Source organism: Brevundimonas sp. (genome assembly GCF_027487935.1).
Taxonomy (GTDB): Bacteria; Pseudomonadota; Alphaproteobacteria; order Caulobacterales; family Caulobacteraceae; genus Brevundimonas.
This window is the reverse complement of the sequence record NZ_JAIYCP010000002.1, coordinates 1-20612: the sequence shown is the minus strand read 5'-3', so window position 1 is coordinate 20612 and position 20612 is coordinate 1. Positions and strand designations below refer to the sequence as shown.

Here is a 20612-nt window from a genome sequence, read left to right as displayed (position 1 = left end):
AGGCCGGGTCTCCGGGCAAGCGTTTAGTCAGGGAAAAGCGCGGCCAGAAGCCGTAACGCCTGAACGGTCTCGCGCACGTCATGGACGCGGATCATGCGGGCCCCGTGACCGGCGGCGGCCAGGGCCAGGGCGATCGACCCGCCGATGCGGTCGCCCGGATCAATGGCGGTCGGGTCAACCCCGGCGATCATCCGCTTGCGGCTGGCCCCGAAGAGGACCGGGAAGCCGAGATCGACCAGCTGATCCAGATGCGAGATCAGGGCCAGATTGTGGGCCAGGGTCTTGCCGAAGCCAATGCCGGGATCGAGCCAGATCCGCTCGCGCGCCACCCCCGCCGCCATGGCCGCTTCGGCCCGGGCTGTCAGTTCGGCGCAGACCTCGGCGACGACGTCGTCATAGCGGGGGTCGGCCTGCATGGATTGCGGCTCGCCGCGCATATGCATCAGCGCCACATCGCAGCCCAGTTCGGCGGCGGTTGCCGGACTGTCCGGCGCGAAGCCGAGGGCCGTCACATCGTTCCACATGGTCGCCCCGGCCGCGACGGCGGCGCGGGCCACGGCGGGCTTCATGGTGTCGATGCTGATCAGCCCGGCCCAGTGGGCGGCGCGCAGGCCCTCGATGACCGGAATGGTGCGGGCGATCTCCTCGGCTTCAACGACCGGTTCGGCCCCCGGTCGGGTGCTCTCGCCGCCGATGTCGAGGATGTCCGCGCCCTGTTCGACCAGCGCGAGACCGTGCGCCACCGCCGCCTCGACCGAGGCCAGCCGGCCGCCGTCCGAGAAGCTGTCGGGCGTGACATTGACGATGCCCATGACCTGCGGACGGGGCATCAGTCCTTGCCGCCGATCAGGCTGCCGATGGCGTCGAGATAGGCCCCGAAGGCCTTGCGGCCGGCGGGGGTGATCGACACCCGGGTCAGGGGCTTGTTGTCCTTGAAGCTCTTGGCGATGGCGACGAAGCCCGCCTCCTCCAGCTTCTTCAGATGGACCGACAGATTGCCCTGGGTGGCCTCGAGTACGGTCTTCAGTTCGGTGAAGTCGGCCACGTCGGAGTCGGCAAGATACACCATGATCCCCAGCCGCAGGCGGCCGTGGATGACCTCGTCGATACGTCCGAGATCGGCGAGACCCATCCTGACTCAGTCCGCAGTGCGCACGGCGCGGGCGTCGCGGAACATCACCCATCCCGGCAGGGCGAACAGCAGGAACAGGGCGGTGGTGCAGACAGCCAGATACCACATGGGCTCGCGCACCAGCAGGCCCAGCGCCACGGCCGTCGCCCAGCCACCGAGGGCCGTGGCCAGCATCCAGGCCTTTCGCTTCAGCGTCCAGGCCACATACCAGGCGGCAGCCTGCAGCGCGAAGACGATGGCCGTATAGTAGAGCCAGATGGCGAAGTCGTTGTCCCGCATGGCCCCGACGCCGAAGATGATGATGACGGCCCCATTGGCCATGCCCGTGGCGCTGAAGGCCGCCTTGAGCGTGCGGGCCGCCGCGGGCCCGCGATGGCCGACGCCGTCCTTGCGGTCCTTCAGGATGGCCCAGATCAGGATCACCAGGAAGGTCACGCTGATGAGGGTGACAAAGGTCAGGCTGGCGAAACCGGACCAGCGGACAAGACCCGCGACCTGACCCACATGGAACAGGCACTGCAGCCCGTAAAGCAGCCCGCCCGCCAGATAGCAGACGGCCATGGTCATCGGCGGGCGTCCGCCGCTCTCAACGATCGCGCGCATGAAGGCGAGGTCGTCCTCGGGGGAGTTCGGGCGGGGCTTGGCGGGCATGACGATTCTCCGGGGCCGGCTCGCCCTTGGGGTGGACGAGCCGGCGTGTGTTGGCAAGCTATTCGGCGGGCGACAGAACCGGGTCCGGCCGGCGACCTCGGGGGATGCGACGCCCGTTCAGCCAGCCACCCATGAAGGTGTGGCGGATCAGCAGCTCATAGGTCAGCAGGCTGATCGCCATGGTGCCGCCGACGACCACGCCGAACTTCACGAACCAGGGCCAGGTCTCGTTCACGACCAGGATCTGTCCGACCATGACCAGCGGCAGATGGACGATGTAGACCCAGTAGGAGGAGTCGGCGAGGTAGCGGGCGACGGCGCTGTAGCCTGAGGCGAAGCGCAGGGCCAGGGACAGGACCGCCAGGGTCGAGGCGAAGACGGCCAGGGCCATCACCGCCGCCAGCGGGGCCTTCAGCTCCGGATCGGTTACGGGCACCAGCTCCGGGACCGGGCCACCGGCCAGGACCAGGGCCCCGGTCCCGACCCCCAGGGCCACGACCGTGAACACCGGCCAGAGCCGCTCGATCCGGACCAGCAGGTCGCGGCGACGGTCCAGCAGGAAGCCGAGGCCGAAGGCTGTGCCGAAGGCGGTCAGGGCGACCGGGTTGGGCACCAGCCCCGTGTCAGGCGTCGGAATGCCGAAGAAGGGCGTCCAGTTCGGGGCCAGCCAGAAGGCGACGGCCAGCGGCGCGGCCATCAGGGCCGGGGTCCAGGGGCCGATCAGGGCTCCGGTGACACGGTCAACGAACCGGCCCCAGCGGCCGTCCCGGTCGGCCATCGCAAAGGGCGCGCGCAGGACCAGCATGGCGACATAGAGGATCAGCAGCACCCACAGGAACCACAGATGGGTCAGGGGGAAGGTCTCGAGCGTCAGCGGCGGCGGGGGCGGTCCGCCGGTGGGAATGGACCCGCCGTTGCGGATCGCGGCCATCCAGATCAGCCCCGCAATGAGGGCTGCGAGGATCGGGAACCAGAAGGCCGCCAGCGGGCCGGCGATGCGGGTCGCGCGGTCCCGGATGAAGCCGCCGGTGCCGCGCCGGTCGAGCATCATATGGGCGAACAGGCCCGCGATGAGGAAGAAGCTCGTCATCCGGAAGAGGTGGATGGCGAAGAAGATCACGGCGGCGACCGGCGAGTTGTCGGTATCCGGCACGATCCAGATCGTGACCGGGAAATAGGACATGGCGGCGTGGAGGATGACCCCCAGCAGCAGGGCGGTACCGCGCAGGGCGTCAAGGCCGTGCAGGCGTTCGGTCGGGCGGGTTTCGCTTGAAGACATGGAAGGACTCCCCTCTTGATGGAAGCCGTATCTCACAGACTTGTTTATAATGCAAACAGGTTCATCAGAAAGAACCCGCCGCCGGCGATTTCCGACGGCGGGCCCTGTCGTTCAGCCGGTCAGTGGACGGTCTGGGCCTCGGCCGGAGCCGCGTCCGCTACCGGGGTGATCGGCACGGAAACCGATGGGCCGACATTGGGGAAATTGCTCTCGTCGCGGTTCGGGGCCACGCCCTTCTCGAGCAGGTCCCTGATCTCCTGGCCGGAGAGGGTTTCATACTCCAGCAGGGCCTGGGCCAGGGTCTCGAGATCGGCGGCCTTGTCGGTCAGGATCTGGCGGGCCTCGTCCCAGCCCTCGGTGACCAGACGCTTGACCTCGGAATCGATGATCCGGGCCGTTTCCTCCGAGACGTTCTGGCTGCGTGCGACCGAGTGGCCGAGGAAGACCTCCTGCTCATTCTCGCCATAGGCCACCGTCCCGAGGACGTCCGAGAAGCCCCACTGGGTGACCATGCGGCGGGCCAGTTTCGAGGCCTGCTGGATGTCGGAGCTGGCACCCGAGGTGATGTTCTCCTTGCCGAAGATCAGCTCCTCGGCCACGCGGCCGCCCGCCATGATGGCGATACGATCGACCATCTGCTGGTATTTCATCGAATAGCGGTCGCCTTCCGGCAGTTGCATGACCATGCCGAGGGCCTGGCCCCGCGGGACGATGGTCGCCTTGTGCACCGGATCGGCCATCTTGACGTTCATGGCCACGATGGCGTGGCCGCCCTCGTGATAGGCCGTCAGGCGGCGCTCCTCCTCGTTCATGGCCATGGATTTGCGCTCGGCTCCCATCATGACCTTGTCCTTGGCGTCTTCGAAGTCGCGGTGGGTGACCATGCGCCGGTCCTTGCGAGCCGCCATCAGGGCCGCCTCATTGACCAGATTGGCCAGATCGGCACCCGAGAAGCCGGGGGTGCCGCGCGCGATGGTCTTGGTGTTGACATCGGCGGCCAGGGGCACGTCCTTCATGTGCACGCGCAGGATCTTCTCGCGACCGTTCACATCGGGATTGGGCACCACGACCTGACGGTCGAAGCGGCCGGGACGCAGCAGGGCCGGGTCCAGCACGTCCGGGCGGTTGGTGGCGGCAATCAGGATGATGCCCTCATTGGCCTCAAACCCGTCCATCTCGACCAGAAGCTGGTTCAGCGTCTGCTCGCGCTCGTCATTGCCGCCGCCGAGGCCGGCACCACGATGGCGGCCGACCGCGTCGATCTCGTCGATGAAGATGATGCAGGGGGCATTCTTCTTGGCCTGTTCGAACATGTCGCGCACGCGGCTGGCACCCACGCCCACGAACATCTCGACGAAGTCAGAGCCCGAAATGGAGAAGAAGGGCACGCCCGCCTCGCCCGCGACGGCGCGAGCCAGCAGGGTCTTGCCGGTCCCGGGAGGGCCAACCAGCAAGGCCCCCTTGGGAATCTTGCCGCCCAGCCGCTGGAATTTGCCCGGGTCCTTGAGGAAGTCGACAACCTCCTGAAGTTCTTCCTTGGCCTCGTCCACACCGGCGACGTCCTCGAACATCTTGCGACCCTTGTGCTCGGTCAGCAGCTTGGCCTTGGACTTGCCGAAGCCCATGGCCCCGCGCGCACCGCCCTGCATCTGGCGCATGATCAGGATCCACAGGCCGATGATCAGGATGAAGGGCAGCAGGCCGATCAGGGCGCTGACCCACAGCGACTGGCGCGTGGTCTTGACGTCGACCTCGGCACCCTTGGCCTGGATGCTGTCGATCAGGGCGGAGTTGGGCAGGGTTGTCGTGACCGTCACGACCTTGCCGTCGCGAAGGGTCGCCTTCACGGCCTCGCCGCGCACCTCGACGCTGACGATATTGCCGTCATCGCGGGCCTTGAGCAGGTCCGAATAGCTCATCACCACGGGGCGCGCCGCAGCGGCCTCCTTGGCACCGGGCGGCGCGGTGAGGCCGCCCGGGCGGCTGGCGGCGACATAGAAGGCCATGGCACCGAGGATAATGACGCCCCAGATGGCCAGATTGCGCAGGTTCATTCTCGTATCATTCCCTCGGTGCGCCGCAGCGCCCGGTCGTCAGTGATCTGCTTCGGAAAATAGGTGGTTCCGCGGCAATGCGCCATGGATGGTGCCACCAAGGTCCCGTTCGTGCGTCATTCGGTCCAGCGCCAGCGCCAGTCTCTCCTCGACCAGCGACGTCGCCCTGCCCGCCGTCCCTGCAAGAACCGGCGCAGTCGCATCGTTCCGGATCAGCACAGGCAGGGAACCGCGTGCCGCAGGCGGCAAGGCCCTCAGCACAGCCCGGTCGGCGTCCGAAAGGCTCGCCATGCGCCCGGCCGCGGGGGCAACGGACCATCCGAACGACCCGACCGTGATGGCCCAACGGCCGTCCCAGACCGTCTCGACGCCAGGGGACAGAGCGAGGGGCGGGCGCGGTCGTCGGAGGAACTCGCCGGATTCCCGGGTCACGAGGACGTGTTCGCCGCTGGCTTCGACCCGGGTCCCGCAAAGGGTGGCGGTGAAGGCCTCGCTGGAGTGCAGGCGGGCGAGGATGGTGGCGAGCCGGTCGCCGCGCGGGAGCCGGTCGCCTCCGCCAGCACAGACGAGGGCGGCGGCGAGGGTGGGAGCGTCGACAAGCCGGTCGATCCTGATTGATCCCTCTCCCATCGGGAGAGGGCTTGAGCGCACAGGCGCGAAGCGGTCGTCCTTGCGCGAAAGGGTGAGGGGCGACTGTCCGGGGGCGGCTTCGCCGCTCATCCAGTCGACCCTCATCCGGCCCTCCGGGCCACCTTCTCCCATCGGGAGAAGGGTTAGAGCCTGCCGGGCCCGGCTTCTCGCAAACCTCGGGTCATCATTGCCCGGATCATCGAGCCAGGTGGCCCCCTGCCCTGCCAGCCATTGCCGTACGTCTTCCCGCCCCGCGTCCAGCATCGGACGCAGCAGCATCAGGCCCCGCCCCTCGGGCCAGGCCGGAGAGGGTGACCATTCGCGCAGCCGGCCGAGGGTCGATCCCCGGTCCCGCATCAGCTCGCCCTCGGCGATGTCGGTGGCGGTATGGCCGAACAGCACGACCCGAGCGCCCGCCTCCCGTGCCGCCTCTGCGATCAGGCGGTGGCGGGCGGTGCGGGCCGCGGCCGGCAGGCCGGTCGCGGGCTTCGGGCCGGTCCAAGGTAGTCCGCGCCAGTCGGCCCCGGCCGCATGGGCGGCGCGCTCGGCGACGGCCGTCCAGTCGGGGCTGTCGGGGTTCAGACCATGGTCGACGGTCAGGGCCAACAGGCGGCGGCCGTTGGCGCGGGCCCAGTCGGCAGCAAGGTGCAGCAAGGCCATCGAGTCGCCGCCTCCGGACAGGGCCAGGGCGAGCGGCTGGTCGGTGTGAGTCCGGAGCCGCGCGGACAGGATGGCCCGCGCGGACCCGATCCAGTCGGCGGGGTCTGGGGTCAGCCCCCTCTCCGGGCCGGCGGTGCGGCGGGCGCAGCGGCCGGGCAGCCGATACGGTTGCGGGCCTCGGTGGCCCGGGTTCGCACTGCGGGGCTCGAAGTCTCGGCGTAGCGGCGGGTGAACTCGGTCAGGGCGGTACAGGCCTGGGTCTTGCGATCCGTCGCATTCAGGGCATTGGCCAGTTCGAGGGTCGTCGAGGGGGCCCAGGGGGCCGTCGGCCAGCCTTGCAGGGCCGTGGCATAGGCCGACACGGCACCGGCCGGATCGCCGGCCGCGACGCGCAGGTCGCCCAGACGGCTGGAGGCCTCCCGCGCCTGCGGCGTATCCGGCCAGGCGAGGATGACGGTCTGGAGGGCCCGCTCGCCCCGCTGGGGGTCGGTGGCCGCGAGGCGGGCGGCCGCGGTCAGGTCGCGCACCGCGTCACCGGTCGGCGAGGTGGTGGGAATGGGGGAGTTTAGCTCGGCCTCGCGCGCCGCCGCGGCCTCGATGACACGCAGACGGCCCTCGGCGTCACGCAAACGATTGGCCAGGGCGGTGTTGTCGCGCCCGGCCTCATCCAGCTGGAAGGTCAGCCGCTCGATGTCGCCGTTTACGCGCTGGACGGTCGCCTCCATGTCGGCCAGCCGGCGGTCCATCAGACCCACCCGACCCTGAAGGGCGACGACCTCGGGATCCGGCTCGATAATCACAGGATCACCGGCGGCGTTGCGCTGGGTCACGGCGCGTTCGAGCCGGCGGACATTGCGGTCCAGCTGTTCAAGCCGCCGCTTGTCCCACTGCACCGGCTCAAGCGGCGTGGTCTGGGCCACGACCGTGGTCGTGCCCGCGATCAGGACGATGCCCAGGACCGAGACCAGGGCGTTTCGCGAACGGAGGGCGGCGGGAAACTTCAGCATGGTTGTTTTCGTCCCACCGATTTGCGGCGTCCGCAAGGCGTAGTCAGCCCCCGAAGCCCAGGAACAGGATCAGGAGGAAGAAGATGATCAGAACGAAGGCGCTCAGATTCAGCAAGGCAATGGTCCGCCAGGTTGCCGAGAACCATGACAGCCCATAAGCACCCTTCAGCTGGGCGAACATATGAATCGGGATGGCCAGCATCAGGAAACCCGATCCGATCTGAAGCCAGACGGGGCCTGCAGACAGCAAGGTCATCGCCATGAACAGGATGGCCATGGCGGTCAGCGAATAAAGGACGAAAACGCCGTGGTCGTACCAGGTGAATCCCCGCTTCCAAAGGAACAGCAGGCCGACGAAGGGAATGGACAGGGGCACGAGCAGGAAGGCGAATTTGTAGATCGTCTGCTGTAATTTGTAGAAGAGCAGGTCGGGGTTGGCGAGCTTGTGGCGCAGCTTCTCCTCGAACTTGCTGTTGCCGACGTTGACCTCCAGCCGATCGCTCTTCGCGACATCCGCCAGCTCGGCCTTGACGCTGCCTGGCTCGAAACCGTCGGCCCGGGGACCGGCTGACGCGGCAGCCTTGAGCCGTCTCGTGCTTTCGGCGGATACGGCCAGGTCGTTGGCGGCCTTGTCAAACCTCGCCTGTGCCTCTTCGAGCGCCGCGGCCGTCTGCGAAGATGCGCCGGGGGCTGCGGCAGCCCGTTGGACCGCATAGAGCGCGCTCAGCGCGGCGTCTGCATCCCGGCGGTCCTCGGTCAGTTCGATCTCGGCAGCCGCGATCCGCTCGGCGATGGGCGGGTTCTTCATCAGGGCTCCGCCGAAGAAGCTGAAGACGAAGAACATCAGGAAGACGGTGAACAGGAAGATCGCCAGCGGCGAGACGTACCGGGTGCGTTTGCCCTGAACCCATTCCCGGGTCAGTCGTCCCGGATTGAATGCCAGCAGCGGAAGGGTGCGCCAGATGCGGGCGTCGAAATGCATGACGCCGTGCAGCACCTCCTCGCCGAGATGGAGCAGGGAGCGGTGCACATGGGTCGGCTGGCCGCACTCCGAGCAGTATTTCCCCGAGACCGGCGCGCCGCAGTCGCTGCAGACCCCGGGGTGATTCCCGGCTGCCGCGTTGCGACGGCTTTCCCGCCGTGACAGCAGTTTCGCGATCAGTCCGCCGGTGATCAGACCGCCGGCCGCCTCCATACTGTCCATTGCCGCCCCCGATTTGCTGCGTGCGATTGTGCGATGCGAAGAAAAAGAGGTCAAAAAGAAAGGGCGGCCGGGAGCCGGCCGCCCTTCTCCCTTATCGATGCTGCCTTGACCCTAGCGCGCAGCGCCCGAGACGATGGCGGTGTGGGCGTTGCGGTTGCGGGCCCAGGATTCCTCGTTCGAGCCGGCCGCGATCGGACGCTCCTTGCCGTAGCTGATGGTATCGATTCGCCCGGCATTGATGCCGCGCTCGACCAGATAGGTGCGAACCGATTCAGCGCGGCGGGCACCGAGGGCCAGGTTGTATTCACGGGTGCCGCGTTCGTCGGCATTGCCCTCGATGCGGATGGTCACGCCCGGATAGCGCTGCAGCCAGGCCACCTGGGCGTCGAGGCGCGGAAAGGCTTCCGAACGGATCGCATAGCTGTCGAGATCGAAATAGACACGATCGCCGATGTTCACGACGAAATCCTGCTCCGAGCCGGGCGCGGGGGCACCGAGATTGCCGCCCGAAACGGGGGCCACGGCGTTGCCGGTGTACTGGTCATTGGCCGGGGTCGGCACGGTGTTGCCGGCGCCGGTGTCGGCGGGCGTGCGCGGGGTACAGGCGGCAATGGCCGTGACGGCCATGCCGACGGCGGCCAGACGGACGAGGGTCGGGATTTTCATCATCAGGTCGTCTCCTTGAGGTGAGGCCCAAGCCTCCAGCTTGGCTTTAGCGGGTTGCTACTGATGTGCCAGCGGTTTCGCCAGTCACGATAACGCGGGTTTGAGCCGATAGGCTCCTTTCTGGTCAGGTTTGACAGCCGTCGGGACCGCCGCCGCCGAGGTTGACGGGCTGCTCGTCGAGCAGGGGGGACCAGGCGGGATCCGTACCGCGGCCCGAATAGCCCGCCTGCGATACGACCCGTCCCGACAGGTCGACGGTCCACAGGCGGGTGTCCCCGCCGGGAGACTGCCGCGCGAACATGATGTAACGGCCATTGGGGGCCCAGGACGGCCCCTCCTCGAAATAGCTGGACGACAGGATACGCTCGCCGGAGCCGTCGGTGGCCATCACCCCGGTCGAGAATCGTCCGCCGCCCTGTTTGGTGAAGGCGATCAGGTCTCCGCGCGGACTCCAGTTCGGGGCCGTGTAGATGCCGCCGCCGCGCGAAATGGCCCGCTGGCCCGTGCCGTCGGCCCGCATCGTGTAGAGGCGCGCGCTGCCGGACCGGTCCGAGGTGAAGACGATCTGACTGTTATCCGGGCTGAAGGACGGCGAGGTGTCGATACCGGGATCGCTGGTCAGGCGGCGCAACTGGCGGCTCGACAGGTCCATCACATAGACGTCGGTATTGCCGCCCCGGATGATCGAAAACGCCATCTTCGATCCATCGTTCGAGAAGCGCGGGGCCAGCACCTGACCATCGAACTCGCCGAGGCTCTCACGCCGGCCGGTCGAAAGGTTGAACAGATAGATGCGGCTGTAGTCCCGCCCGAGCGCCACATAGGTGATCTCATTGGGGTCGTTGAGCGAGAACCGCGGCGACATGATCACCTCGTCTCCCTGGGTCAGATAGACGGGATTGAACCCGTCCTGATCCGAGATGGCCAGGCGCGACAGCCGGTTCAGCTGCGTACCGCTTTCGGCCACGAAGACCACCCGGCTGTCGAACAGTCCCGTCTCGCCGGTCATGCGCTGATAGACCAGGTCAGCGATCTTGTGGCCGATGCGGCGCCACTGCTCGGGCGTGGCGGTGAACTGGTAAGATACCAGCTGGCACTGGCGATAGGGGTCGTACAGACGGAAGCCGAAGTCGTTGCGGCCGTCGGGCCGGGGCGTCACCGCGCCGTACAGCACCGCCTGCGCCCCGATCGAGGTCCACTGCGGATAGTTGGGCGCATTCGCCAGCGTCATTCCGGTCTCGACGAAACCCGCGGGGTCCAACGGCTCGAAATAGCCGGACCTTCGCAGGTTGGCGCGGATCACTCCGCCCAGATCGGCACCGTTCTGGCCCGAGAAATTGACGACGGCGATGGGGAAGGGTCGCAGAACGCCCTGGTCGACGATGACCTCTTCTTCCTGGGGCGGCGGCGTCTGTGCCGCGACCATTGAAGGCGCGCAGACCGCAATCATGGCGACCGAGGCCAGCAAGGTAGTCAGACGCATGAAGTCACTCCAGCTCGAATCTGCATAGGTCGGCCAGACCCGGACCTGCCGCCGGGACCAGCTTGGGCGTGAATGCGGCGACTTTCAGGTCAGGCGGCCCAAGATCGCGCAGGATTACCATACAGCGCCTCTTCGACACTGGCATCACGCATCAAACACGCTCAACGGCTCCCGCACATGGTGGCCGTGCGGAAGGAGAAGGCAATCTCCTGCTGCTGATAGTCCGCAGGCATGTCAAAAGGCGCAGCGGCCCGCATGGCGCGCAACACACCGTCCGCAGCGGCCCGCCAGACTGGATCGCCACGGCTCTGGGTCAATCGCGGGGACCCGACGATCGCCCCCCTTTGATCCAGCGTTACCCTTACGCCGATGGTCAAATCATCCGAGCCGGGCAGATCGCAGTTGACGTTCCAGTAAGGCGTAACCTGGCTGGCGAGCGCCTGAAGCGAGGCCCTGCCGATAGCCCGGGGGGCCGTGCCCTGCCCCTGTTGACCGGTCGGCGGACGCGGGCCGGGGCGCGGACCCGGCCGCGGCGGACCGGCGAGAGAGTCGAGGTCGAGCGTTTCCTCCCGCCGAGGCGGAGTCGGGCGCGGCGGCTGGGGGCGAGGCGGCGGAGTGGTGCGGGGCGGTACCGGACGTGCGGGCGTCGCCTTCTTGACCGGCACCGGCTCTGGTGCCGGCGGGACAGGCTCGGTGGGAACCGGCTCGGGCGGCGGCGGGGCGACCGGTGCCGTCGCGGCGTCCTCGGTGACCAGTTCGTCGTCGGGATTGTCGGGCGCAGCAGCCTCGATGACCGTGTCGGAGATGATCGACACAGGCACAGCGTTTTCGACGTTCAGCGGCTCACGCGTGAACCCCAGAAGGCCATAGCCCACCACAGCCAGTACCACCGCCGCGTGAACGGCGATGGAGGCCAGCAGCGAGGTCCCGGGCCGCTCCAAGGCGTCAGCCCTCCACGTCCGTTGGAGCGCCGCCGGCGGTGTCGGTGATCAGGTTGAGCTTTGTGAACCCCGCCGAGGACAACCGCGCCATGACGCGGGCTACGGCCTGATAAGGGGCGCGGCCGTCGCCTCGCACGGACACGGGCTTTTCGCGGGCGCTTGCGCCTCCCTCTTCCGCCACCGTCAGCACAAGGCGGTCAAAACTGACCTCCCGCTCCCCGACATAGATGGCACCGTCGCGCTTGATCGAGATGACAACCGGATCATCCGAGGCGTCGACCGCACTGGCGTCCGTCTTGGGCAGTTCAACCGGCACCGCCACATTCAGCAAGGGGGCCGAGACCATGAAGATGATCAGCAGTACCAGCATCACATCGACAAGCGGGGTGACATTGATCTCACTCAGCGGCTGCTTTCGCGGCCGTCTCCGGCCGCGGACGTGTCCGCCGCCGCTACCTCCTGCCAGGGCCATGCTCAGAGCTCCCGGGTGGTCTGCGGCGCGGTGCCGGACGATCCGCCCAGACGGCGTGCGACCGCAGCCTGCAGATCATCGGCGAAGCTTTCCAGCCGCCCCGTGAACTTGCCCGCATCGATGGAAAACTTGTTGTAGGCGATATAGGCCGGAATCGCCGCCGCCAGTCCGAGGGCCGTGGCGAACAGGGCCTCTGAGATGGCCGGTGCCACCGTCGCGAGATTGGTATTGCCCGACAAGGCGATGGCCCCGAAGGCATTCATAATGCCCCAGACCGTCCCGAACAGGCCGACGAAGGGCGAGGATGTGGCCACCACCGACAGTACGCCCAGACCATTCTCAACCCGCTGGCTCTCACGGGCGATCAGGCTGTCCAGCGCCCGGTCAATGCGCGACATCAGAAGATTGGCCTGGTTCTCGGTCAGCGGGCCGCGCGTACGTGCCTCGCGCCAGTCAGCGAGCGCGATAACCAGCATTCTCGGCAAAGGATGCTCGGGGTTTGGCCCCGCCTGGGCGGCGATATCCTCCAGCGACCGGCCCGAGCCGACCGCAGCCTCAAAGGTGTTGGCCAAGCGGTTCAGCGCGCTGAACCGCATCGCCTTGTCGGCGATCACGGCCCACGACCACAAGGAGGCGATGGCAAGGCCGATCATGATCGCCTGCACAACGATATCGGCCTCCAGAAACAGGGCGACCGGGTTGATCATCGAAGCTTCAGTGGCGGTGGTCATTCAGCGTCCTTCCGTCTCTCCGACCACTGTGCACCGGACGGGCGTGGCGGTTGTGTGGCGATCCGGCCCGGGTCTAGCGAGGAGTGACCGCGTCGTCACCTGTCTGCACGTGACAGGCGGAGGAAATGGTCAGGCTTCGCGCGCCAGCCATGGCGCGAGTTGTTCACGAAGGATGCGGCCCGGCCTCCGGGGCCGGCCGTCCATATGGATACAGACGACCTCGACCGCGGCCCGGCACAGAAGGTCATCGCCGCGCGTGATGGCCTGGGAAATCAACAGCCGCGGCCCCTTCAACGCATCATAGTGAGTCTGCACCACCAACGCGTCGTCGATCCGGGCAGGCTTGAGGAACCGCAGGTCCATCTTCGAGACCACAAAGGCCATCGGCGTGTCGCCATCCAGCAGTTCGGCATGGCCGATGCCCATCAGGCGGAGGGCATCCGACCGCCCCCGCTCGAAATAGCGGACATAGTTGGCGTGATAGACGAGGCCGGTGAAGTCTGTGTCCTCGTAATAGACCCGGACCGGCAGACGATGCTCACGACCGTCGAACCGGCCGGCGGTTGGACTGTCTATCATGGCCGGCTCACAACCGGCTGGTTCGTCGGCGGTTCCGGAAAATCGGGGCAGTCGGCACTGATCATGGCGCGGAACTCGCCGTTCAGCGGATCCTGGCTCAGCAGCATACGGTTCGGACGCGAGATGAACCCTACAGCCCGCCCGCGACGGCCAGCTGCGATATAGCCGCAGACCACCCGTCCGCGTCCTGGCTCGATCAGTTGTACTTCGGCTCCGGGTCCCAGCTGTTCGCGGGCCTGCCGCAGCACCCGTTTGGCCGGCGGCTCCTGGACGAAGTCCGGACCCGAGCCACGTGTGGTCAGCCAGACTGCCAAGGCACCAAGTACCAACACCACGATGCCCAGCACCGCGATCAGTCGCTCTGTCCGGATCGCCTTTCGCGCCATACCGTCTCCTTCGAGACCGAGCATGACGGGGTTCGCGCCCGAGGTGAACCCTATTTGCCGCCAAACAGTCCACCGGGATCCGGACCCTTGGGTGGTTCGGCCAGACCCAGATGCTCATAGGCGCGCGCACAGGCCATTCGTCCACGCGGCGTCCGCTGGATGAAGCCCTGTTGCAGCAGATAGGGTTCGATCACGTCCTCGACCGCATCGCGCGCCTCGGCGATGGCCGCCGCCAGCGTATCCATGCCGACCGGCCCGCCGCCGTAGTTCTCGATCAGGGCCTTGAGGAATCGGCGGTCCAGACTGTCCAGTCCCGCCTCATCGACCTCCAGCCGCGCCAGCGCCCGCGCCGCAGACAGCCGGTCGATGACTGGCGAGCCCTCGGCCTCAGCAAAATCCCGCACCCGGCGCAGCAGCCGTCCGGCAACCCTCGGCGTGCCCCGCGAACGGCTGGCGATCTCGCGCGCGCCTTCGTCATTGATGCCGACGCCCAGCTTGCGCGCCGCCCCGGTGATGACACGGACCAGCTCTTCCGGCGTGTAGAACTCCAGCCGCAGCGGAATGCCGAACCGGTCCCTCAGGGGTGTGGCCAGCAGCCCCGCCCGTGTCGTCGCCCCGACCAGGGTGAAGGGGGCCAGATCAATGCGCACCGACCGCGCCGACGGCCCCTCGCCGATGATCAGGTCCAGCACATGGTCCTCCATGGCCGGGTAGAGGATCTCCTCGACCGTCGGGGCGAGCCGGTGAATCTCGTCGATGAACAGCACATCGCGCGGTTCGAGATTGGTCAGAATGGCGGCCAGATCGCCGGCCTTGGCCAGAATGGGCCCCGAGGTGGCGCGAAAGCCGACACCGAGCTCGCGCGCCACGATCTGCGCCAGCGTCGTCTTGCCCAGACCGGGTGGTCCGAAAAGCAGGACATGGTCGAGCGACTCGCCCCGGCCCCGCGCGGCGTCGATGAAGACCTTCAGATTGCCCTTGGCCTGCTCCTGACCGACGAATTCCGACAGGGTCTGCGGCCGCAGGGCGCGGTCGTGGGATTCGCCCGGCGCAGACTGGCCCGAGATGATCCGGTCCTCGCTCAACGCCCGAGCTCCTGAAGCGCCGCGCGGATGACCGCCGACAGATCGGCCTCATCGCCCAGCCGGATCAGGGCTTGATCGACAGCGCGGCGGGCATTGACCTCGGCCACACCCAGACCGAGCAGGGCCGAAACGGCCTCACCGGTAACCGATGGCTTTGGCGATGCGATCCCGGCATGGAGGCCGGGCGCGCTCGGCGTGAAGGAGGCGTCCCCCAGCGGCTTGCCCTTCAGCTCGGTGACGATGCGCAGAGCCAGCTTCGGTCCGACACCATTGGCCCGCGCCACCGCCGCCTTGTCCTCGCGCGCCACCGCCGCCGCCAGCTCTCCGGGCGGCAGCACGTCCAGAACCGACAGGGCCGCCTTGGGCCCCACGCCCTGGATGGCGGTCAGGGTGGTGAAGGCCCGCCGCTCGTCGCGGGTCAGAAAGCCGTAAAGGCGCGGCCCGCTCTCGGCGTTCCAGTTCGACTCGATATGCAAGGTTGCCTCGTCGCCCGGGGCCGGCAGGCGCCCTAGGGTTCGCGCCCCGCACGCCACCACATAGCCCACCCCGGCACAGTCGATGAGGCAATGGTCGGCCTCGATCTCAGCCAGTACGCCTCTCAGACGACCGATCATGCCGCCCCCCGCAGCGTCGTCAGCAGCGCCCGCTTGCGCATCTGCGCATGGGTGATCGCCACGGCGAGGGCGTCAGCGGCATCAGCCTTCACATCCCCGGCCGCGGGCAGCAACCGCTTCACCATGAAGGCGATCTGGGTCTTGTCGGCGTGGCCGGCGCCGACCACGGCCTTCTTGATGAGGTTGGGCGAATACTCAGCCACGCTCAGCCCATGCCGCGCCGGGGCCAGCATTACCGCCGCCCGGGCGTGGCCCAGCTTCAAGGTCGAGACCGGGTTCATATTGACGAACACCTCTTCGATCGCCGCCTCGTCGCAGCCCTGGTCGACGCAGACCTGACCCACCGCTTCAAGGAGGAACAGCAGTCGCTCACTGAACGGCGCAGACTCGGGCGGGGCGATGACGCCGTGGGCGATCCAGCGAAGGCGCGCGCCTTCGGAGGCCACAACGCCCCAGCCGGTGCGGCGCAGGCCAGGGTCCAGCCCCAGGATTCGAGTCGTTTCGTTCGTCATTCGTTCCATTCATGCCCCAAACGAGGTTGACGAACAATGACCACGGCCGAGAGGAACTGTGCGGAAGACGCAGCGGACCGATGCAGGTCCGTGCCGCCTTCGGCTGCAGGCCGATCATCAGCCGGCGTATTTCTCCATGTCTTCGTCCGAGATGTCCTCGTTCGAATAGACGTTCTGGACGTCATCCTCGGCGTCCAGGGCATCGAGCAGCTTCATCAGGGTGCCGACCGCCTCGCCGGTCACGGCCACCTCGGTCTGCGGGCGCCAGACCAGGGCGGTGGATTTGGCATCGCCGAGGATTTTCGACAGGGCCTCGGCGACCTCATTGAGGTCCTCGAAGGTGGTCCAGATGGTGTGGCCCGGGGCGTCCTCATAGATGTCGGGCTTGACCAGGTCGCTCTCAACGTCCTGGGCGCCGGCTTCGATGGCGGCCTCCATGACGGCGTCCTCGCTGCCGGCCTCGGCGGGATAGATGATCCGGCCCACGCGGTTCCACATGAAGGCGACCGAGTTCATCTCGCTCAGGGCCCCGCCGTTCTTCTTGAACGCCGCGCCGATGTTGGAGGCGGCACGGTTGCGGTTGTCGGTCAGGGCCTCGACGATGATGCCGACGCCGCCGGGGCCCCGGCCCTCATAGCGAACCTCTTCCATCATATCGACGTCGCCGCCCGCGGCCTTGTTGATGGCGCGCTGGATCACGTCGCGGGGCAGGCTCTCGGCCTTGGCGTTGTTCACGGCCAGTCGCAGGCGCGGGTTCATGGCCGGATCGGGCATGCCCAGCTTGGCAGCCACGGTGATGTCGCGGGACAGTTTCGAGAACAGCTTGGACCGCTGCGCATCGGCGCGCCCCTTGCGGTGCATGATGTTCTTGAATTTGGAATGGCCGGCCATGGGTGGGGTCTCTTGGTGTGCGCTAACGCTCGCCGCGCGGCGGCTCGCTGCCTGAGCGCGGTCGAAATGATCTGGGCGGGCATCTAGCGGATGGCGGCGGCGGTGTCACGGTTCAGGAACCTCTGCTGCGCTACAGGATTTCCAACCGAAGGACGGAGCCCCGCCATGATCGCTGAAGACGCCATCTATCACGCCGAAGCCTTTGCCGAAGACGACCTCGACGAGGCCGATATCGTGGAATGGTACGAGACCCGCCCGGTCACCGTTCCGTCCGCCGTCGCCACCGGTGCCATCATCGGTGCCTTCACCCTCGGCGTCCTGACCGCCGTGGGCGCGCTGGCGCTGATGGGGCGGCTGGACGACTAGGCTTTCAAACTCTCCAGAAACCCCCGCATTTTTTCGTCCACGGGCACCGGGCGTTTGGAGTCGCGGTCGACATAGACGTGGACGAAATAGCCGACGGCGGCGGCTTCCTGCTCATTGTTGCGGAACAGGCCGATTTCGTAGCGGACGGAGGAGGTGCCGACGTGGGCGACGCGCACCCCGGCCTCGATCTCGTCCGGAAAGGCGGTCGGGGAGAAATAACGGCAGCCGGTTTCGACCACCAGGCCGATGGTCTTGCCGGCGTTGATGTCGATCAGGCCGTTGACGACCAGCAGCCGGTTCACCGCCGTGTCGAACCAGGAATAATAGACGACATTGTTCACATGGCCGTAGACGTCATTGTCCATCCAGCGCGTGGATATGGCCTGGAACCGGCGGTAGTCGCCGCGTTTCGTCCGTTCGATGGTGCCGGTCATCACTTCCCCTGGTGCGCTAACGCTCGGCGCGCGGCGCCTCGCTGCTTGAGCGCGATTGGTGCGCTTCGTTGAGTCTCCAGCCTTGGGCTTGGCGGACGCGGCGTCAAGCGCCTAGCCTCGGCGTCATGCAGACCCTCGCCGCCGTTCTCAGAGCCACGGGCGCCGCCCGCCCCTATGCCGACAGCCGGCCGCTGTCGCTGGAGACGGTGACGCTGGATCCGCCCGGCCGGGACGAGGTGCGCGTTGCCATCAAGGCCGCGGGCCTGTGCCATTCCGATCTCAGCGTCATCAACGGCGACCGGCCCCGACCCCTGCCGATGGCGCTGGGCCATGAGGCGGCGGGCGTGGTCGAGGCGCTGGGGCCCGGGGTGATCGATCTCGCCGTCGGCGACCATGTCGTCATGGTCTTCATGCCCTCCTGCGGCCACTGCGAGCCCTGCGCCGGGGGGCGGCCGGCCCTGTGCGAGCCGGGTGCCGCGGCCAACGGCCGGGGCGAGCTGCTGGCCGGCGGACGGCGCATCCATGATGCGGCGGGAGACCTGAATCATCATCTCGGCTGCTCCGCCTTTGCGGCCCATGCGGTGGTCTCGCGGCGGTCGCTGGTGAAGGTCGATCGCGACCTGCCGTTCGAGCATGCCGCCCTGTTCGGCTGTGCCGTCCTGACCGGGGTCGGGGCGGTGGTGAATACGGCGCAGGTCCGGGCGGGCCAGTCGGTCGCCGTGATCGGCCTCGGCGGCGTCGGCCTGTCCTCGGTGCTGGGGGCCCTGGCGGCGGGGGCCAGTCCGGTGATCGCCGTGGACCTGAGCGAGGAGAAGCTGGCGCTGGCCCGCAGCCTCGGCCCGGTCCAGACCGTCAACGCCGCCGATCCCGATGCCGTCGAACAGGTGCGCAGCCTGACCGGCGGCGGGGCCGATTTCGTCTTCGAAATGGCCGGCGCGGCCGCCGCGCTCGAGGCCGCCTGGCGGATGACCCGGCGCGGCGGCACCACGGTCACGGCGGGCCTGCCCCCGCCGGAGGCGGCGCTGGCGGTCAATATCGTCCAGCTGGTGGCCGAGGAGCGGACCCTGAAGGGGTCGTATATCGGCACCTGCGTCCCCGCCCGCGACATCCCGCGATACGTCGCCCTGTTCCGGCAGGGGCGGCTGCCGGTCGACCGGCTGCTGAGCGGCACCATCCCGCCGGCCGACATCAATGCCGCCTTCGACGCCCTGGCCGACGGCCACGCCGTGCGGACTGTGGTAAGGTTCTGAGCCATGACCGATACCCCCACCCTGCGCCGCCTGATCGACCTGCCCGGGATCGACGCCCTTGAGCTGAAGGCGCTGATGAAGCCGCGCGCCGCCGATCCGGACGAACTGTATGACTTCCCCGAGATCGCCGAGGCCATCGACGAGACCGCCCGCGCCGCCTTCGGCCTGACCCCGGACGAGGCCGCCGCCGTCACCCGCCCGGCCGACTGGGACCCCATCGAACGCCTCGACCCCGCCGACATGGCCGAGGCCTTTGCCGCCGAGGGCTGGGACGTCCTCGATACGCGCCGCAAGCCCTTGCGGATGCTGGCGCACTGGGCCCTGCCGCTGGCGCTGGCGATGCGCGGCGTCGCCGGCGAACTGCCATTCCGGGCCGAACCGGACCAGCCGGTCACCGACTGGGGCTCGAACCTGAAGGCGGAGGCGACGCGGTTCAGGAAGCGGTAGGTAGAGGTCACATCCCGACCTTCCACGGATCGCCGCGCGGCGGGCTGGGGGTGACGGTCACGTCTTCCAGATCCTCCGTCGCCGACAGCAGCCAGTCCCGCGCCTCGGCCATGGCGTCAAAGCTGGACTGCGAGATCTCAACCGTGCCGCCCAGCGCCCGGATCTGCGCCTCCGCCGCGTGAATGCGGCGGACCATGGCCATGTGATGATGGGTCTGGTCCTGCCGCACCTCGGCCAGCCGTCGCTGATACTCTTCCTTGATGGCCCGGTCCGGATCGTCGCGCCGGTCGGGGTTCAGCGCCAGCCGCCGCGCCGCCACGCCGTGGTCGTCGGCCAGCACCTCGAAGATCAGGGCCAGGTCCAGGGTCTCGATCGTCTGCCCCCCGCCCCGCGCCCGCTCGCCCAGCCGCGCATAGCTCTCGGCCAGCCCGGCCAGCGCCCTGGCCTCGGTCCACTGCCGCGCCTTCATCGCCCGCCCCGAGGCCAGCGTCGCCGCCCGCGCCAGGGCGGCGGGATCGACGGTCTCGGGGTCATCGGCGGGGGCCGGGGCGAAGAGGTCGATCCGGTCGGGGGGCGGTTCGGGAGCGGGGCGGGCGTCGGGTCGAGGTTTGGATCTCAAGAGGCAGTCTCCCTGATCTCCCTCCCCCGCCGGGGGAGGGTGGTCGCGCAGCGACCGGGTGGGGGCGGTTCGGCGAGGGGAGCGCCGGTGGATGGGGTGCCGGTGGATGGGGTGCCGAGTCCTCCCCACCCCGTCGTCGCTTCGCGCCGACGACCCTCCCCCAAGGGGGAGGGAGAGGTTTGGCGCATGACTCATCGCCGCTTGCGAACAAGCGGGTGGGGAGGGCGCGGGGCGGCCGGGCCTCGCCCGGTGCATGTTTCACATACCGTTTCGACGAAGCAGACCTGCCCCGCGCGGCCGTTTTCCACGCGCCCTCCGGCTGGCGGCCCTTGCTTCAGGCCTTACCGGATCGCGCCGTCGCCCTTGCGGGTGCCGACGCGCGGCGGACATGGCGACAGGCGCCAGCGGTCCGCGCGGGAAGCGCGCGGCGAGCAAACAGGAGCCATCCATCGACCCCTGCGAGGACCCCCGGAGTATCCGTCCCCCGGGCTTCATCGCTCGACCACAGCCCGCCGACAT

General features: G+C 68.1%; 24 protein-coding genes. 3 read left to right on the top strand and 21 right to left on the bottom strand.

Annotated elements, in window-relative coordinates:
* Positions 1–23: 23 nt before the first annotated feature.
* The 19 genes from folP to Q0053_RS00235 all read right to left on the bottom strand — a co-directional run bounded on the left by folP (position 24) and on the right by Q0053_RS00235 (position 16977).
* The gene (folP, locus tag Q0053_RS00325) at positions 24–830 is read right to left on the bottom strand and encodes a dihydropteroate synthase (protein ID WP_298094418.1); all 807 of its coding nucleotides are present in this window, start codon (positions 828–830) and stop codon (positions 24–26) included.
* Entirely contained in the window at positions 830–1132 is a 303-nt protein-coding gene (locus tag Q0053_RS00320) for a transcriptional regulator (RefSeq protein ID WP_298094415.1), read from the bottom strand. The genes folP and Q0053_RS00320 overlap by 1 nt, the downstream gene beginning before the upstream one ends.
* A 6-nt stretch (positions 1133–1138) precedes the next feature.
* On the bottom strand, positions 1139–1783 hold the full coding sequence (locus Q0053_RS00315; protein ID WP_298094412.1) for a hypothetical protein: 645 nt from the start codon (positions 1781–1783) through the stop codon (positions 1139–1141).
* Between the two features lie 58 nt (positions 1784–1841).
* Positions 1842–3062, bottom strand: a complete 1221-nt coding sequence (locus tag Q0053_RS00310; RefSeq protein WP_298094409.1) for an acyltransferase family protein — start codon at positions 3060–3062, stop codon at positions 1842–1844.
* 119 nt (positions 3063–3181) lie between these two features.
* Entirely contained in the window at positions 3182–5116 is a 1935-nt protein-coding gene (gene ftsH / locus Q0053_RS00305) for an ATP-dependent zinc metalloprotease FtsH (protein WP_298094406.1), read from the bottom strand.
* Positions 5117–5155: 39 nt separating this feature from the next.
* Positions 5156–6475 carry a tRNA lysidine(34) synthetase TilS gene (tilS, locus tag Q0053_RS00300; RefSeq protein ID WP_367276668.1) on the bottom strand — a complete coding sequence of 440 codons (1320 nt, stop codon included), beginning with the start codon at positions 6473–6475 and terminating at the stop codon, positions 5156–5158.
* Between the two features lie 41 nt (positions 6476–6516).
* Entirely contained in the window at positions 6517–7413 is an 897-nt protein-coding gene (locus Q0053_RS00295; protein ID WP_298094400.1) for a tetratricopeptide repeat protein, read from the bottom strand.
* A 43-nt stretch (positions 7414–7456) separates the two neighbouring features.
* Complete coding sequence (locus Q0053_RS00290; RefSeq protein ID WP_298094398.1) at positions 7457–8617, bottom strand: DUF3667 domain-containing protein; 1161 nt, start codon at positions 8615–8617, stop codon at positions 7457–7459.
* Positions 8618–8728: 111 nt separating this feature from the next.
* On the bottom strand, positions 8729–9283 hold the full coding sequence (gene pal / locus Q0053_RS00285; protein ID WP_298094623.1) for a peptidoglycan-associated lipoprotein Pal: 555 nt from the start codon (positions 9281–9283) through the stop codon (positions 8729–8731).
* A gap of 124 nt (positions 9284–9407) precedes the next feature.
* The gene (gene tolB / locus Q0053_RS00280; protein WP_298094395.1) at positions 9408–10766 is read right to left on the bottom strand and encodes a Tol-Pal system beta propeller repeat protein TolB; all 1359 of its coding nucleotides are present in this window, start codon (positions 10764–10766) and stop codon (positions 9408–9410) included.
* Between the two features lie 161 nt (positions 10767–10927).
* A complete protein-coding gene (locus Q0053_RS00275; protein WP_298094392.1) occupies positions 10928–11707 on the bottom strand; it encodes a TonB C-terminal domain-containing protein in 780 nt (259 codons plus the stop codon).
* A gap of 4 nt (positions 11708–11711) precedes the next feature.
* Positions 11712–12179 carry an ExbD/TolR family protein gene (locus Q0053_RS00270; protein ID WP_298094389.1) on the bottom strand — a complete coding sequence of 156 codons (468 nt, stop codon included), beginning with the start codon at positions 12177–12179 and terminating at the stop codon, positions 11712–11714.
* Between the two features lie 2 nt (positions 12180–12181).
* Positions 12182–12910, bottom strand: coding sequence for a protein TolQ (tolQ, locus tag Q0053_RS00265; RefSeq protein ID WP_298094386.1), 729 nt, complete (start codon positions 12908–12910; stop codon positions 12182–12184).
* A 129-nt stretch (positions 12911–13039) separates the two neighbouring features.
* Positions 13040–13489, bottom strand: a complete 450-nt coding sequence (gene ybgC / locus Q0053_RS00260) for a tol-pal system-associated acyl-CoA thioesterase (RefSeq protein ID WP_298094384.1) — start codon at positions 13487–13489, stop codon at positions 13040–13042.
* Positions 13486–13899: a hypothetical protein gene (locus tag Q0053_RS00255; protein WP_298094381.1), complete on the bottom strand. Its 414-nt coding sequence runs from the start codon at positions 13897–13899 to the stop codon at positions 13486–13488. Before Q0053_RS00255 ends, ybgC begins: the two co-directional genes overlap by 4 nt.
* Before the next feature lie 26 nt (positions 13900–13925).
* Entirely contained in the window at positions 13926–14960 is a 1035-nt protein-coding gene (gene ruvB, locus Q0053_RS00250) for a Holliday junction branch migration DNA helicase RuvB (protein WP_298094378.1), read from the bottom strand.
* Positions 14957–15574, bottom strand: a complete 618-nt coding sequence (ruvA, locus tag Q0053_RS00245; protein ID WP_298094374.1) for a Holliday junction branch migration protein RuvA — start codon at positions 15572–15574, stop codon at positions 14957–14959. Before ruvA ends, ruvB begins: the two co-directional genes overlap by 4 nt.
* Complete coding sequence (gene ruvC / locus Q0053_RS00240) at positions 15571–16086, bottom strand: crossover junction endodeoxyribonuclease RuvC (RefSeq protein ID WP_298094371.1); 516 nt, start codon at positions 16084–16086, stop codon at positions 15571–15573. Before ruvC ends, ruvA begins: the two co-directional genes overlap by 4 nt.
* A 117-nt stretch (positions 16087–16203) precedes the next feature.
* Entirely contained in the window at positions 16204–16977 is a 774-nt protein-coding gene (locus tag Q0053_RS00235; protein ID WP_298094368.1) for a YebC/PmpR family DNA-binding transcriptional regulator, read from the bottom strand.
* 165 nt (positions 16978–17142) lie between these two features.
* On the opposite strand from Q0053_RS00235, the gene Q0053_RS00230 reads away from it, so the two are divergent.
* On the top strand, positions 17143–17343 hold the full coding sequence (locus tag Q0053_RS00230; protein WP_298094366.1) for a hypothetical protein: 201 nt from the start codon (positions 17143–17145) through the stop codon (positions 17341–17343).
* On the opposite strand, the gene Q0053_RS00225 is transcribed toward Q0053_RS00230, so the two are convergent.
* Positions 17340–17777: a thioesterase family protein gene (locus Q0053_RS00225; RefSeq protein WP_298094363.1), complete on the bottom strand. Its 438-nt coding sequence runs from the start codon at positions 17775–17777 to the stop codon at positions 17340–17342. The two genes, Q0053_RS00230 and Q0053_RS00225, sit on opposite strands and share 4 nt — an antisense overlap.
* Positions 17778–17902: 125 nt before the next feature.
* On the opposite strand from Q0053_RS00225, the gene Q0053_RS00220 reads away from it, so the two are divergent.
* Together Q0053_RS00220 and Q0053_RS00215 are read left to right on the top strand one after the other, a co-directional pair.
* On the top strand, positions 17903–19027 hold the full coding sequence (locus Q0053_RS00220) for a zinc-dependent alcohol dehydrogenase family protein (RefSeq protein WP_298094360.1): 1125 nt from the start codon (positions 17903–17905) through the stop codon (positions 19025–19027).
* A 3-nt stretch (positions 19028–19030) separates the two neighbouring features.
* Positions 19031–19474: a hypothetical protein gene (locus Q0053_RS00215; RefSeq protein ID WP_298094357.1), complete on the top strand. Its 444-nt coding sequence runs from the start codon at positions 19031–19033 to the stop codon at positions 19472–19474.
* Between the two features lie 7 nt (positions 19475–19481).
* Here the strand turns inward: Q0053_RS00215 and Q0053_RS00210 are convergent, their stop codons facing one another.
* Complete coding sequence (locus Q0053_RS00210) at positions 19482–20093, bottom strand: hypothetical protein (RefSeq protein ID WP_298094354.1); 612 nt, start codon at positions 20091–20093, stop codon at positions 19482–19484.
* Positions 20094–20612 lie beyond the last annotated feature (519 nt).